Source organism: Streptomyces sp. NPDC055815, assembly GCF_053616475.1.
The window spans coordinates 26,815-40,291 of the sequence record NZ_JBSHDU010000014.1 but is presented as its reverse complement, the minus strand read 5'-3'; the positions used below and the strand labels follow the sequence as shown (position 1 = coordinate 40,291).

13 protein-coding genes are annotated in these 13,477 nt (G+C 73.2%); 2 read left to right on the top strand and 11 right to left on the bottom strand.

Annotation, left to right across the window (positions count from 1 at the left end; genetic code table 11):
* The first annotated feature begins 104 nt into the window (after window positions 1-104).
* Entirely contained in the window at window positions 105-1,520 is a 1,416-nt protein-coding gene (locus ACWGN5_RS12190; RefSeq protein WP_453513793.1) for an MFS transporter, read from the top strand.
* A 7-nt stretch (window positions 1,521-1,527) separates the two neighbouring features.
* On the opposite strand, the gene ACWGN5_RS12185 is transcribed toward ACWGN5_RS12190, so the two are convergent.
* The 5 genes from ACWGN5_RS12185 to ACWGN5_RS12165 all read right to left on the bottom strand — a co-directional run bounded on the left by ACWGN5_RS12185 (window position 1,528) and on the right by ACWGN5_RS12165 (window position 5,952).
* On the bottom strand, window positions 1,528-1,881 hold the full coding sequence (locus tag ACWGN5_RS12185; protein WP_453513791.1) for an MmcQ/YjbR family DNA-binding protein: 354 nt from the start codon (window positions 1,879-1,881) through the stop codon (window positions 1,528-1,530).
* Window positions 1,878-3,173 carry a hemolysin family protein gene (locus ACWGN5_RS12180; RefSeq protein ID WP_453513790.1) on the bottom strand — a complete coding sequence of 432 codons (1,296 nt, stop codon included), beginning with the start codon at window positions 3,171-3,173 and terminating at the stop codon, window positions 1,878-1,880. The genes ACWGN5_RS12185 and ACWGN5_RS12180 overlap by 4 nt, the downstream gene beginning before the upstream one ends.
* 6 nt (window positions 3,174-3,179) lie before the next feature.
* Complete coding sequence (ybeY, locus tag ACWGN5_RS12175) at window positions 3,180-3,677, bottom strand: rRNA maturation RNase YbeY (protein WP_041129173.1); 498 nt, start codon at window positions 3,675-3,677, stop codon at window positions 3,180-3,182.
* A gap of 12 nt (window positions 3,678-3,689) precedes the next feature.
* Window positions 3,690-4,727: a PhoH family protein gene (locus ACWGN5_RS12170; RefSeq protein ID WP_453513788.1), complete on the bottom strand. Its 1,038-nt coding sequence runs from the start codon at window positions 4,725-4,727 to the stop codon at window positions 3,690-3,692.
* Window positions 4,728-4,833: 106 nt separating this feature from the next.
* Complete coding sequence (locus ACWGN5_RS12165; protein ID WP_453513786.1) at window positions 4,834-5,952, bottom strand: carbohydrate kinase family protein; 1,119 nt, start codon at window positions 5,950-5,952, stop codon at window positions 4,834-4,836.
* 255 nt (window positions 5,953-6,207) lie between these two features.
* Between ACWGN5_RS12165 and ACWGN5_RS12160 the strand changes: the two genes are divergently transcribed.
* A complete protein-coding gene (locus ACWGN5_RS12160) occupies window positions 6,208-7,563 on the top strand; it encodes an MFS transporter (RefSeq protein ID WP_453513785.1) in 1,356 nt (451 codons plus the stop codon).
* A 56-nt stretch (window positions 7,564-7,619) separates the two neighbouring features.
* Here the strand turns inward: ACWGN5_RS12160 and ACWGN5_RS12155 are convergent, their stop codons facing one another.
* The 6 genes from ACWGN5_RS12155 to ACWGN5_RS12130 form a co-directional block, all read right to left on the bottom strand.
* Entirely contained in the window at window positions 7,620-8,546 is a 927-nt protein-coding gene (locus ACWGN5_RS12155; protein WP_453513783.1) for an RICIN domain-containing protein, read from the bottom strand.
* A 103-nt stretch (window positions 8,547-8,649) separates the two neighbouring features.
* Complete coding sequence (locus ACWGN5_RS12150; protein ID WP_453513782.1) at window positions 8,650-9,648, bottom strand: adenosine deaminase; 999 nt, start codon at window positions 9,646-9,648, stop codon at window positions 8,650-8,652.
* A 2-nt stretch (window positions 9,649-9,650) separates the two neighbouring features.
* Window positions 9,651-10,556 (bottom strand): ribonuclease Z, encoded by a 906-nt coding sequence (locus tag ACWGN5_RS12145; RefSeq protein WP_453513780.1) that lies wholly within the window; start codon window positions 10,554-10,556, stop codon window positions 9,651-9,653.
* A gap of 3 nt (window positions 10,557-10,559) precedes the next feature.
* The gene (locus ACWGN5_RS12140; RefSeq protein WP_453513779.1) at window positions 10,560-10,919 is read right to left on the bottom strand and encodes a histidine triad nucleotide-binding protein; all 360 of its coding nucleotides are present in this window, start codon (window positions 10,917-10,919) and stop codon (window positions 10,560-10,562) included.
* A gap of 131 nt (window positions 10,920-11,050) precedes the next feature.
* The gene (locus ACWGN5_RS12135; protein WP_453513778.1) at window positions 11,051-12,145 is read right to left on the bottom strand and encodes a tetratricopeptide repeat protein; all 1,095 of its coding nucleotides are present in this window, start codon (window positions 12,143-12,145) and stop codon (window positions 11,051-11,053) included.
* Window positions 12,142-13,413: an ATP-binding protein gene (locus ACWGN5_RS12130; RefSeq protein WP_453513776.1), complete on the bottom strand. Its 1,272-nt coding sequence runs from the start codon at window positions 13,411-13,413 to the stop codon at window positions 12,142-12,144. Before ACWGN5_RS12130 ends, ACWGN5_RS12135 begins: the two co-directional genes overlap by 4 nt.
* Window positions 13,414-13,477: the final 64 nt, after the last annotated feature.

Below are 13,477 nucleotides of genomic sequence, written 5' to 3'. Positions count from 1 at the left end.
CCTCCCCCTGGACGCATGGTGGATGCCGGGCGGTGCCTGGTGGTGCGACCAACAGGATAAGTTCCCGCTCCCCAGCGTTGTTCCCGTACGCCGAAGGTGGACGCATGGCAACGACGACCACCCCGCCCGAATCCCCCGCCACCCCCACCACGGCCCCCGCCGCTCCCCCGGCCCTCACCCGCCGCGACCGGCTCGTCCTCTTCGTCCTGTGCGCCGCCCAGTTCATGGTGGCGCTCGACTTCTCCGTCCTGAACGTCGCCCTGCCCGTCCTCGGCGCCGACCTCCGCTTCGACCCCTCCGGCCTGCAGTGGGCCGTCACCGCCTTCGCCCTGCCCTCCGGCGGCTTCCTGCTCCTCTTCGGCCGGATCGGCGACCTCTTCGGCCGCAGGAAGCTCTTCCTCTCCGGCCTCGTGCTCTTCGGCGCGGCCTCCCTGCTCGCCACGTTCGCCTGGAGCCCCGGCGCCTTCCTCGCAGGACGCGCCCTCCAGGGCGTCGGCGCGGCGGCGATCGTGCCGACCGGCATGGCGCTGCTCACCACCGTCTTCCCCGAGGGCCCGCTGCGGGCCAGGGCGCTCGGCATCTCCGGCACCCTGATGTCCCTCGGCTTCACCATCGGCATGGTGCTCGGCGGTGTCATGACCGACACCCTCGGCTGGCGCTCCACGATGGGCCTGCTCGCCGTCTTCACCCTGATCGTGCTGCCGCTCGCCCCGGGCCTGCTGCCCGAGTCCCGCACCCCCGAGCGGCCCCGCCTGGACGTCCCCGGCGCGCTGACCGTCACCGGTGGACTGCTCTCCCTGATCTACGCCCTGACGACGGCGGCCGAGCGCGGCTTCGGCGGCGTGGACGTCCCCGTCACCCTCGGCCTGGGCGTGCTGCTGCTCGTGGCCTTCGGCGTGATCGAGTCCCGGCACCCGGCCCCGCTGGTCTCGCTGCCGGTGCTGCGCCGCCGTACCGTCGCCTTCGGCAACCTGGGCGGTCTGGTCACCTTCTCGATGATGTCGACGATCGTCTTCGTCCTGACCCTGTACCTCCAGGAGACGCTGGGCCTCTCGGCCTTCGCCTCCGGCATCGTCTTCGGCGTCCAGGGCGCGTTCTCGGTGCTCGCCGGCATGGTGACCCCGAAGGTGATCGGCCGGTTCGGCGCCCCTCGCACCCTGGTGGTCTCGCTGCTCGGCCAGGGCCTGCTCACCGCCGCGCTGCTCGGCATCGGCCGCGAGTCCGGCGCGGTCCTGGCGACGGTGGCCGTCTCGCTGGCGTCGATGCTGCACCTCGGTGCGATCATCTCGTACGGCGTGACCGTCACCTCCGGCGTCCGCGACGAGGAGCAGGGGCTCGCGACCGGTCTGGTCACCACCACCCAGCAGGTCGGTCTGACCGTCGGGATCCCGCTGCTCGGTGTGCTCGCCACCACCGGCTCCGACCTGTTCGCCGGGGTCCGCACGGTGATCGCCCTGGACGCGGCGATCGTGGTCGGCGCGGCGGTCCTGGTCGCCCTCGGCCTGCGGCGCCGGTCCTGAGGTCCTCCTACGGCCGGTCGAGGCGGAGCCGTACCGCCTTCGGAAGACCGGCGACGACGAGGTCGTACGAGTCCTCGACGAGCTCCCGGACCATCCGGTCCGGGAGCTCTGCGACGGTCACCGTGTTCCAGTGCCGCTTGTTCATGTGGTAGCCCGGGGCGATCGCCGGGTGCTCCTCGCGGAGCCGTACGGCGTCGTCCGGGTCGCACTTGAGGTTGACCCGCAGCGGCCGGCCGTCCAGCCACGAGAGCGCGAACATCTTCCCGGCGACCTTGAAGACGGAGGTGTCCGGACCGAACGGGAACTCCTCCGAGGCGTCGTTGAAGTCCAGGCAGAAGGCGCGCAGCTCGTCGGGGGTCATTCCGGCTTCTCCTCCGGTTCCAGCGGCTCCACGAGCACGGTGACGATCTTGTTCCGGCGGCCGGCGGGCGCCTCGGCCGTCAGTCGCAGCGAGCGGCCGTCGGGCAGCTCCACGACCGCCTTGGCCCCGGAGATCGGGACCCGGCCGAGCGCCTTGGCGAGCAGACCGCCGACGGTCTCCACGTCCTCGTCGTCGTACTCGTCGGGGCCGAAGCCGTACAGCTCGCCGAGGTCGCCGATGTCGAGGCGGGCGGTGACCCGGTAGCGGTCCTCGCCGAGCTCCTCGACGGGCGGCAGCTCCCGGTCGTACTCGTCGGTGATCTCGCCGACGATCTCCTCCAGGATGTCCTCGATGGTGACGATCCCGGCCGTGCCGCCGTACTCGTCGATGACGACGGCGACGTGGTTGCGCTCCTGCTGCATCTCGCGCAGCAGGTCACCGGCGTTCTTGGTGTCGGGCACGAAGGCGGCGGGCCGCATCGCGGTCGACACCAGGTCGGCCTCGGAGTCGCGGTTGATGTGCGTCTTGCGGACGAGGTCCTTCAGATACACGATCCCGACGATGTCGTCCTCGTTCTCCCCGGTCACCGGGATCCGGGAGAAGCCGGAGCGCAGCGCGAGGGTGAGGGCCTGACGGATCGTCTTGTACCGCTCGATGCAGATGAGGTCGGTGCGGGGCACCATGACCTCCCGTACGAGGGTGTCGCCGAGCTCGAAGACGGAGTGCACCATGCGGCGCTCCTCGTCCTCGATCAGCGACTCCTGCTCGGCGAGGTCGACCATGGCCCGCAGCTCGGCCTCGGAGGCGAAGGGGCCCTTGCGGAAGCCCTTGCCCGGCGTCAGCGCGTTGCCGATGAGGATGAGGAGCTGCGGGATCGGGCCCATGATCCGGGCCAGCGGCAGCAGCACGTACGCGGCGGCGGTCGCCGTGTTCAGCGGGTGCTGGCGGCCGATGGTGCGCGGCGAGACGCCGACGGCCACGTAACTGACGAGGACCATGACGGCGATCGCGACGAGCAGCGCCTCCCAGGTCTCCGGGAAGGCTTCCAGGCAGGCGTACGTGACGAGGACGCCGGCCGCCATCTCGCAGGCGACGCGGACGAGCAGCGCGACGTTGAGATAGCGGGTCGGGTCGGAGGCGACCTGGGCCAGCTTCTCCGCGCCGCGCCGCCCGGACCGGACGGCCTCGGCGGCGCGGAAGCTGGAGACGCGGGCGAGACCGGCCTCGGCGCAGGCGGCGAGCCAGGCCACGATGACCAGCGCGACGGCGCCGAGGATCAGCGACACGTCCATCGGGGGTCAGGAGACGGTCGGAGCCGGGGACGGGCCGGTGAGGCCCTTCTCCGCGCGCCAGCCGTCGACGATCGCCGCCTGGAGGCCGAACATCTCGGCCTTCTCGTCGGGCTCCTCGTGGTCGTACCCGAGCAGGTGCAGCACCCCGTGGACGGTGAGGAGCTGGAGCTCCTCGTCCATGGAGTGCTGCGTCGGCGCGTCCTTGCCCTGCTGGGTGGCGACCTCGGGGCAGAGCACGATGTCGCCGAGGAGCCCCTGCGGGGGCTCCTCGTCGTCCTTCGACGGCGGGCGCAGCTCGTCCATCGGGAAGGACATGACGTCCGTCGGCCCGGGCAGGTCCATCCACTGGATGTGGAGCTGCTCCATCGCCTCCGCGTCCACGACGATCACCGAGAGCTCGGAGAGCGGGTGGATGCGCATGCGCGCGAGCGCGTAGCGGGCGATGTCGAGGATCGCCTGCTCGTCGACCTCGGTACCGGACTCGTTGTTGACGTCGATCGACATGGTGCTTGTGTACTACTTCCCGTTGCGGCTGTCGTACTGCTCGTACGCGTCGACGATACGGCCGACGAGCTTGTGCCGGACGACATCCTGCGACGTGAGCGTCGAGAAGTGCACGTCCGGGACGCCGTCGAGGATGTCGCGGACCTGCCGCAGACCGCTCTTCGTCCCGTTCGGCAGGTCGACCTGGGTGACGTCACCGGTGATGACGATCTTCGAGTCGAAGCCGAGGCGGGTGAGGAACATCTTCATCTGCTCGGGGTTCGTGTTCTGCGCCTCGTCGAGGATGATGAACGCGTCGTTCAGCGTCCGTCCGCGCATGTACGCCAGGGGCGCGACCTCGATCGTCCCGCTCGCCATGAGCTTGGGGATCGAGTCGGGGTCGAGCATGTCGTGCAGCGCGTCGTACAGCGGGCGCAGGTACGGGTCGATCTTCTCGTAGAGCGTGCCGGGCAGGAAGCCGAGCCGCTCGCCCGCCTCGACGGCGGGCCGGGTCAGGATGATCCGGTTGACCTGCTTGGACTGCAGGGCCTGGACCGCCTTCGCCATGGCGAGATAGGTCTTGCCGGTGCCGGCGGGGCCGATGCCGAAGACGATCGTGTGCTTGTCGATCGCGTCGACGTACCGCTTCTGGTTGAGCGTCTTGGGACGGATCGTGCGTCCCCGGCTGGAGAGGATGTTCTGCGTGAGCACCTCGGCGGGAATCTCCTCGCCGCCCTCCGCCGATCCGTTCTCGCTCGCCCTGAGCATGGCGATCGAGCGTTCCACTGCGTCCTCCGTCATCGGCTGACCGGTGCGGAGCACCAGCATCATCTCGTCGAACAGGCGCTGGATCAGGGCGACTTCCACGGCGTCGCCGACCGCGCTGACCTGGTTGCCCCGGACGTGGATGTCGGTCCGCGGGAACGACCGCTCGATCACGCGGAGCAGGGAGTCACCGGAGCCGAGGACGGTCACCATGGGGTGCTTCGCCGGGACGGTGAAGTGGGCGCGGGCCTGTCCAGGCGCCCCGTCGTGGGGCGCTCCGTTGTGGGCTGTGGGTGTCTGAGTCATGGGCCGGCACTGTGGCCTGCACATACCTCCCGTTGCAGGGTTCTCGCTGCTCGACAACCTCTCGGCTACCAAGCCTACGACCAGGCACCGACAGACTCGTAAGGGTTTACGAATGAGCGGCCCGGAACCCGATCGTCGGCACGGCCCTGCGCAGCGGCCACGGGCGGGCCGGGGCGGGCAGGAGCCGCTCCAGGAAGGCGTAGCGGCCGCGCAGCGCCTCGGGGTCCTGGCGGGCGTGGCCCTGGACGTGCTGCCACCAGGCGGCGATCTCGCCCCAGGTCGGGGCGGACAGCGAGCCCCCGAACTCCTGCACGGAGAGGGCGGCGGTCAACCCGGCGAAGGCGAGCCGGTCGGCGAGCGGCCAGTCGGCGAGGGTGCCGGTGACGAAACCGGCGACGAAGACGTCCCCGGCGCCGGTCGGGTCGAGGGCGGAGACCTGGATCGCGGGGACCTCGGCGGTCTCGCCGGTGGCGCCGTCGACGGCGTAGGCGCCCTCGGAGCCGAGCGTGACCACCGCGTAACGGACCTTGTCGGCCAGGGCGCGGGCGGCGGCCCGGGGGCAGTCGGTGCGGGTGTAGCGCATCGCCTCGGCGGCGTTCGGCAGGAAGGCCTCGCAGTGCTGGAGGTCGGTGAGGCCGGCCAGGTCCCAGCGGCCGGTGTCGTCCCAGCCGACGTCGGCGAAGACCTTGGCGCCGCCGCGGGCGGCCTGGGCGACCCAGTCCTCGGAGCGGCCGGGCACGAGGGAGGCGACGGCCGCGCGCGCGTGCGGCGGGTAGGCGGGCAGGGCGCCGTCGAGCGGCGGGGCCTCGTGGCCGTGCGAGACCATCGTCCGCTCGCCCTCGTAGGCCATGGAGACGGTGACCGGGGAGTGCCAGCCGGGGACGGTGCGGGAGAGCGAGAGGTCGATGCCCTCGCCCTGCTCCAGGGCGTCCCAGCAGTACTCGCCGTAGTGGTCGTCGCCGAACGCCGCGGCGAGCGAGGTCCGCAGGCCGAGGCGGGCCAGGGCGGTGGCCATGTTGGCGACGCCGCCCGGGCTCGATCCCATGCCCCGGGCCCAGGACTCGGTGCCGCGGACGGGAGCGCTGTCCAGGCCGGTGAAGATGATGTCGAGGAAGACCGTGCCCGTGAGGAAGACGTCGCAGGCGGGGTCCGTGGGCTCGCGCAGGCACACCAACGGATCGACCTCGGCGTCGTGTTGCGGCTGCTCTCCCCTTGCTGTGGTCACGGCAGGCTCCCCGGTCGCGGTGCGGATCAGATCAGTGTGCCCGATGGGGGTGGGGTGACGGGTGGGACGCTGCAAGAAGACACCTCGATACCCACGAACCCGCCCCTCAAACAAAGAGTGTCCCGGATCACATGCCGAACCGGCGGAAACCGCCTTCTCCCGCCCCTCGCCCGCTTGATACACATGGTCCGCGACCCCGTGCCCCGCGCACACCACCGGGCGCTCCACCCCTCCCCTTCCGTTCCGGGAACGCCCATGTCCTCGCGGACTCGTGGCGCGGGGGCCCTCGTCGCCCTCGTCGCCCTCTTCACGGCCGGCTACCTCGCCCCGTACCTCCTGCCGACCGTCGTCGGCCGCCTCTCCGCCGGTCTCGGCCTCAGCCCGTCCCAGGCGGGTCTGATCGGCTCCGTCCTGCTCCTCGGCTCCTCCGCCGCCGGCTTCACGCTCGCCGCGCGCGGGGAGCGGATCGGGCCACGCAGGGCCGCCCGCGCGGGCCTGCTCGCGATGGCCGTCGGATACGGCTCCGCCGCCGCGACCGGCCTCGTGCCGCTTGTCGTCGCGGGCGCCGTCCTCGGCGGCCTCGGCTCGGGCACGGCGACGGCGGTGGCCGTGGCCGGGATCGCCGGGAGGCGCGACCCGCACCGGGCCTCCACCCTCGGCCTGCTCTCCGTCTCGGCGGCGGCCGGCGCCCTCTACCTGACCCTTCCGCACCTGGGCGGCGGCCACGCCGCCCCGCTCCTCGCGATCGCGTGCGGGGCGGCCCTGGTGTGGCCGTTCACGAGCGGACTGCCGACCACCGCGCACACGGCTCGCGAGACCACGGGCGTCCTCGGCGCCCGAGAGGGCGCGGGCGTCTCCGGTCCCCTCCCCCACCGGCGGGCGGGCGCGGTGCTCGCCGGGGGCATCCTGTGCTGGTCCCTCGCGCAGAACGCCCTCTGGGGCGTGAGCGGCCGCATCGGCCTCACCCAGGCCGGCCTCTCCGAGGTCACCGTCGGCGCGGTCTTCGCGGCGGCCCTCGGCGCGGGCCTCGCCGGCGTCACGGCGGCCGGCGCGCTCGGCTCACGCCTGGGCCGGGCGGTCCCGATCGGCGCGGGCACGGTGGCGATCGCGGGCTGCGTCCTGCTGAGCTCGACCGCGGAGAACCTCGCGGGCTTCGCGACCGGCGAGATCCTCTGGAACGCCTTCTACCCGGTCGTCCTGTCCTACCTGCTCGGCCTGGCGGCCTCCCTGGACCCGCGCGGCCGCTGGGCCGTCATGGTCGGCTCGGCCTCCTCCCTCGGCGTGGCCTGCGGCCCGGTGACCGGCTCCCTGCTCTCCGACCGCGCCGGCTACCCGGGCATGGGCCTCGTCCTCTGCGCCCTGCTGCTGCTGGTCGCCGCCCCGATGACGGCCGTCGCCCGCCACGCCTCCGGCCGCCCCCTGGTCCCGGGCTCGATCCGCCGCCGCGGCGGGGCCCCCGCCGCGGTCCTCGCGGGCCGGGGCTCGGGAACGGTCCTGGTCCCGCAGATGGGAGCGCCGGAGCAGGAGGTCACCCCGATCCCGGTCGCCGCGGGCCGCCGCGGGGCGGCGAAGTCGGCGTTCCGGCTGGCCCGTCCTTCGGACCGGGGCTGAGGCGTGCGGGTCTGAGGGGGGGCGCGTCTGAGGCGTGCGGGGCTGAGGCGTGCGGGTCACCCCTGCCCGAACCGCCAGAAGTGATCGGGGTACGGGCCGCAGGGGTACTGGTTGACCGGCGCGGTCTCCCGGGTGCTCGCCCCGGGGACCGCGAGGCAGAGCCCGCTGTTGGCGTTGACGATCCGGTAGAGCGGGCGTCCGGCCGTGTCGCGCTTCTGGTACTCGACCCGCCACAGGTGGTCCGGGTAGTCGCCGCAGGGGTACTGGTTGACGTTCACGGCGGTGGCCTTGCTGGCCCCCGGGACGGCCGCGCAGTACCCGCTGTTGTTGTTCACGATCCGGTAGCGGGCCCGCCCCGAGCCGTCCGCGCCGGCGGGCCGGAGGTGCCAGAAGTGGTCGGCGTACGGGCCGCAGCCGAACTGGTTCAGGTCGACGACCGCGGTCGAGCCACCGGGCACCGCGAGGCACAGGCCGCTGTTGCCGTTCACGATCCGTACCGCCGGGCCCACCGGGGGCGCCGCGGCGCCGCCGTCCCGCAGCGCGGGCGGCACCCGTGTCGGGGAAGGCCGGGTGGGCGGGGTCGTCGTCCCCGGTGCCCGGGTGGGGGCGCCGGTCGGTCCCGGTGCGGAGCTGGGCGCGGCCGTTCCCGGCGCGGTCGTTCCCGTCGCCGTCGGGGACGGCGTCGCGGACGTCGGCCCGGTGCCGGGCGTCCCGCCCGCGGTGGACGAGGCGCCCGTGGGCGCGACCTGCGCGGGCGGCGGCGCGGACGCGTTGCCGGTGCGCTGGGTCTGGGTCAGGACGGTCGCCAGGGCGCCGACCAGCGGCACCACCACCCCGGCCACCCACCAGGCCCATCGGGGCGGATGCGGGGCCGGCCGGTCGGCCGGGGCGGCCGCCGGGGCGGCTCCCGACGCGGCTCCCGAGGCTCCGGGACCCGGCGGCGTGGCCGCGGTGTCCCCTGCGGTACCGGGCGTGTCTGACACGTGCTGCTCCCCCCGAAACAACGGTCGTCGCCCGAGTATCACCCCACGGCCGGACCCGGAAACCCGCAATCCGAAAACACGTACGCCTTACGCCCTTCTGCCGTCACCGGCCCCCGAACTCGTACGCCTCCACCTCGGCCAGGTACCGCGCCCGCCGCTCCTCGTCGTCCTCCAGGAACGACGCCTGGAACGAGTTCCGTGCCAGCTCGCGGAGCTGGTCCTCCGTGAGGTCCAGCGCCTCGCGCACCCCGTCGAAGTTGTCCCCGACGTAGCCCCCGAAGTACGCGGGGTCGTCGGAGTTCACGGTCACGAGGAGACCCGCCGACATCATCGTGCGGAGCGGATGGTCGGCGAGGGTGTCGATCACGCGGAGCCGGACGTTCGACAGGGGGCAGAGCGTGAGCGGCACCCGCTCGCGGGCCAGCCGGTCGACGAGCTCCGGGTCCTCCATGCAGCGCAGACCGTGGTCGATCCGCTCCACGCCGAGGACGTCCAGGGCCTCGCGGACATAGGCGGCGGGGCCCTCCTCGCCCGCGTGGGCGACGCGCCGCAGGCCGAGCCGGGCGGCCTCCTCGTACACCTCGCGGAACTTGGCCGGCGGGTGGCCGACCTCCGCCGAGTCGAGGCCGACGCCGGTGATCCGGTGGAGGTACGGCTTCGCGGCCTCCAGGGTCGCGAGCGCCGACTCGGCCGACTCGTCGCGGAGGAAGCAGAGGATGAGCCGGGTGGAGATCCCGTGCCGCTCCTCGGCGCGGTCGAGGGAGGCGCAAAGGCCCTCGATGACGGTGCCGATCGGGATGCCGCGGGTGGTGTGCGCCTGCGGGTCGAAGAAGATCTCGGCGTGCCGGACGCCCTGGGCGGCGGCCCGCTCCAGATAGGCGTCGGCGAGCTCGGTGAAGTCCTCGGCGGTCCGCAGGACCGCCATCAGCGAGTAGTACAGGTCCAGGAAGGACTGGAGGTCACCGAAGCGGTAGGCCTCGCGGAGGGCGGCGGTGTCGGCGAACGGCAGGGTGACGCCGTTGCGTTCCGCGAGCGCGAAGGCGAGCTCGGGTTCGAGGGTGCCTTCGATGTGGAGGTGCAGTTCGGCCTTGGGTACAGGCATGTTCACGTTCGTTTCGGTACGGGGACCCTCATGAGGTCCTGGGCGATGCTCAGCTCGCCGTCGAACCCGGCTGCCCGCGCCTGTCGTTCGAAGGCCGCGGGGTCGGAGTAGCGCTGCGAGAAGTGGGTGAGGACGAGGTGCCGCACGCCCGCGTCCCGGGCGACCGCGGCGGCCTGTCCGGCCGTCAGATGGCCGTGGTCGGTGGCGAGCCGGACGTCCTCGTCGAGGAAGGTCGACTCGATGACGAGCATGTCGGCGCCTTCGGCTAGGGCGTGCACCCCGTCGCAGAGCCGGGTGTCCATGACGAAGGCGAAGCGCTGCCCGCGCCGGACCTCGCTCACGTCGTCGAGGGTGACGCCGTTGAGACTGCCGTCGCGCTGGATCCGGCCGACGTCGGGGCCCTTGATGCCGTGCGCGGCGAGCTTCCCGGGCAGGATGCGGCGCCCGTCGGGCTCGGTGATCCGGTAGCCGTAGGACTCGACGGGATGGGAGAGCCGGCGGGCGTCGAGGGTGAACTCCTCGGTGACGGCGAGCGGCCCGTCGGCGGCCACCGGCGCCTCGGTCAGCCGCACCGTCTCGCGGTAGGCCGTCGCGTACCGCAGCCGCTCGAAGAAGCGCTGCCCGCTCGCCGGGTAGTGGGCGGTGACCGGGTGCGGGACCTGGTCGAGGTTGATCCGCTGGATCACCCCCGCCAGGCCGAGCGAGTGGTCGCCGTGGAAGTGCGTGACGCAGATCCGGTCGAGGTCGTGCGCGGCGACCCCGGCCCGCAGCATCTGCCGCTGGGTGCCCTCGCCCGGGTCGAAGAGGATCCCTCTGCCGTCCCAGCGGAGCACATAGCCGTTGTGGTTGCGGTGCCGGGTCGGGACCTGGCTCGCGGTCCCGAGGACGACCAGTTCGCGTACGGACACGGGTTATCCGGGGGGCCAGTTGAGACCGCGGCCGCCCAGCACGTGCGCGTGGGCGTGGAAGACGGTCTGGCCGGCGCCGGCGCCGGTGTTGAACACGATCCGGAAACCGCTGCCGTCGACCTTCTCCTGCTCGGCGACCTCCCCCGCCTCGCGCAGTATGTCGGCGGCGACGGTCGGCGCGGCGGCGGCGAGCGAGGCGGCGTCGGGGTAGTGGACGCGCGGGATCACGAGGACGTGCGTGGGCGCCTGCGGGTTGATGTCGCGGAACGCGACGGTGGTCTCCGTCTCGCGCACGATCGTCGCCGGCACCTCCCCGGCCACGATCTTGCAGAACAGGCAGTCGCTCTGCGGCTCTCCGGCCATGTCCCGGACCTCCTCGGTCTGATGCCGACCACTGACCATGTACTGGCCGTGCCGTGACGATCAACTACCCGGTCATGCTATCCGCCGCCTCCCACCACCGGTGGAAGCCGCCGGAAGCCTGTGGAAAACCGTCAGTCCTTCGGTGCGCGGCGGTTGAGCGCCGAGCGGCTCACCCAGTACGTGATGATCACGCCCCAGAACAGGAGCGTGCCCAGTCCGGTCACCACGCCCGAGTCGAAGGACCACAGGGCGAGCGAGGCGAGCGAGTAGAGCCCGAGGAGCCCGACGGCCCCCGCCATGAACAGCACGGGCCGGCAGTTGCGCGCCACGAGGAGCAGCGGCCGGCGCAGCCGCGGCGGCACCCGGCGGGCCATCCACACCGCCCAGCCGCCCCAGGCTCCGAGGATCACGGCCTCGCCGACCAGGAACGGGACGGCCGCGTCGGCCCAGGTCGCGGGGGTGGGGATCGCGGCATCGGCGAGGGCGGCGGCCAGGAAGCCGACGAGGGCGACCCAGCGGGCGCCCGCGGCGGTGTTCCAGGCCATGGCCTCCAGGTTGTAGCGGGCCTTGCGGTCCTGGAGGTCGAGCGCGGCGGAGGCGACGAAGCCCTCGGCGGCCTGGGTCCAGGCACCGCGCCGGAACCAGCGGCGGCGCAGCCGCAGCAGCGACAGGTTGTTGTGGGCCTCGCTGCTCTGCGGGTTGAGGCGCAGGGTCGTCTCGTACGCGCGCTGTGCGGTGGCGTGGTCGCCGCGCCGCTGGGCGGTCAGGCCGACCAGGAAGTGGGCGGCGTCCTCCTCCGGCGCGAGGCCGACGGCGGTGCGCGCCGCCTCGTACGCCTCGACGGTACGCGCGGGCGTGCGGGTGCGTTCGGCGTGCTCGGCGAGGGCGGTGCCGAGCGCGTAGTGGGTGCCCCAGTGGTTCGGGGCGAGTTCGACGGCGTGCCGGGCGGTGGCCTCCGCCTCCGGGAACCGCCGGTCGGCGAGGAGGATGTGGACGCGCATCAGCCAGCCGCCGAGCAGCTCGGGCTCGGCCCGCAGCGCCTGGTCGACGGCGGTCAGGGCGGCGGCCCGGTCGCCGGCCCGGTGATGGCACCGGGCGAGCAGGACGAGCGCCTCGGCGTCCTCCGGTTCGGTCGCCAGGTGCCGGGCGACGAGTTCACCGGCCTGCGCGTACCGCCCGGCCTCGTAGAGCGCCTCGGCGCGGGCGAGCGCGGTGGACGCGGTCACAGCTTGCGCTTCCGCTTGAGGTGGGCGAGGAGGTCGTCGTACAGACCGCCCTCGTTGGCGAACATGGCGACGTTCCGGGCGGCGGCGAACCACGGCTCCGTCGACGGCTTGATCTGCTTGGCCGCGCCGAGCAGGTCCTTGGTGGTGATCAGGCGTACGGAGCCGCTGCGGGCCGATTCGAGGAGCGCGGCCTCGGCGGCCGTCTCGCAGACATGGGCGAGGTCCGCGCCGGAGAAGTCCTCGGTGGCCTTGACGAGCTTGCCGAGGTCGACGGCCTCGATGGGGCGCTCGCGCAGGTGGTAGCGGAGGATCGCCTCGCGGGCGGCGGCGTCCGGCGGCAGCACGAGCAGGGTGCGGTCGAGGCGGCCGGGGCGGCGCAGCGCGATGTCCACGTCCCAGGGCACGTTGGTGGCGGCGAGGACGAAGACGCCCTCGTTGCCGGCGCCGCTCGCGATGCCGTCGAGCTCGGTCAGCAGCTGGTTGACGACGTTGCGCAGGCCGCTGTGGTGCGTGCGGGAGCGCTTGGCGCCGAGGGCGTCCAGCTCGTCGAGGAAGACGACGCAGGGCGCCTGGCGGCGGGCGGTCTCGAAGATGTCGTGGATGTTCTTCTCGGAGGCCCCGATCCACATGTCGAGGACGTCGGAGAGCGAGACGGTGAGGAAGTTGGCGCCGAGCTCGCCCGCGACGGCCCGCGCGATGAAGGTCTTGCCGCAGCCGGGCGGGCCGTACAGGAGCAGGCCGCCGCGCAGCGACTTCCCGTACAGCCTGCGCAGTTCGGGGTTGCGCATGGGGGCGAGGAAGGCCGCCTCCAGACGCTCCTTGACCTCCTCCATGCCGCCGACGTCGGCGAGGCGTACGGCCCCGGGGGCGTCGACGTCCCAGGCGGCGGCGTCCCCCGCGATCCCGTCCCCGCCGTCGGCCTGCGGGTCGTCGAGGAACCGGGGCCCGACGAGGTCCTGCACCTGCTGCTCGGCGGCGTCCCAGTCGAAGGAGGCGGCAGGGGCGGCGGGCGCGGGCCGCACCGGCTCCACGGCCTCTTCGGGAGCCGGCGCGGGCGCCGCGGGCATCCCCATGGCCCGCACCATCAGCGCACGCGCGTCCGCGTCGCCCGGCGCGTGCTGGAGGGCGACGGCCGCCTCGGCGACGGCCTCGTCGTTGCGCCCTTCCGCGAGGAGGAGCTCGGCGAAGTGGAGGCGCAGGGGCACGTCACCGGGGGCGGCGGCCACGGCGGCGCGCAGACTGCGGATGAGGGGGGACTCGTCGGCCATGCGGGTCAGCCTAAGGAGCCTCCGGGGGCCGGTGTCCACCGGGTTCGGCAGGGAGCGGGAAGAG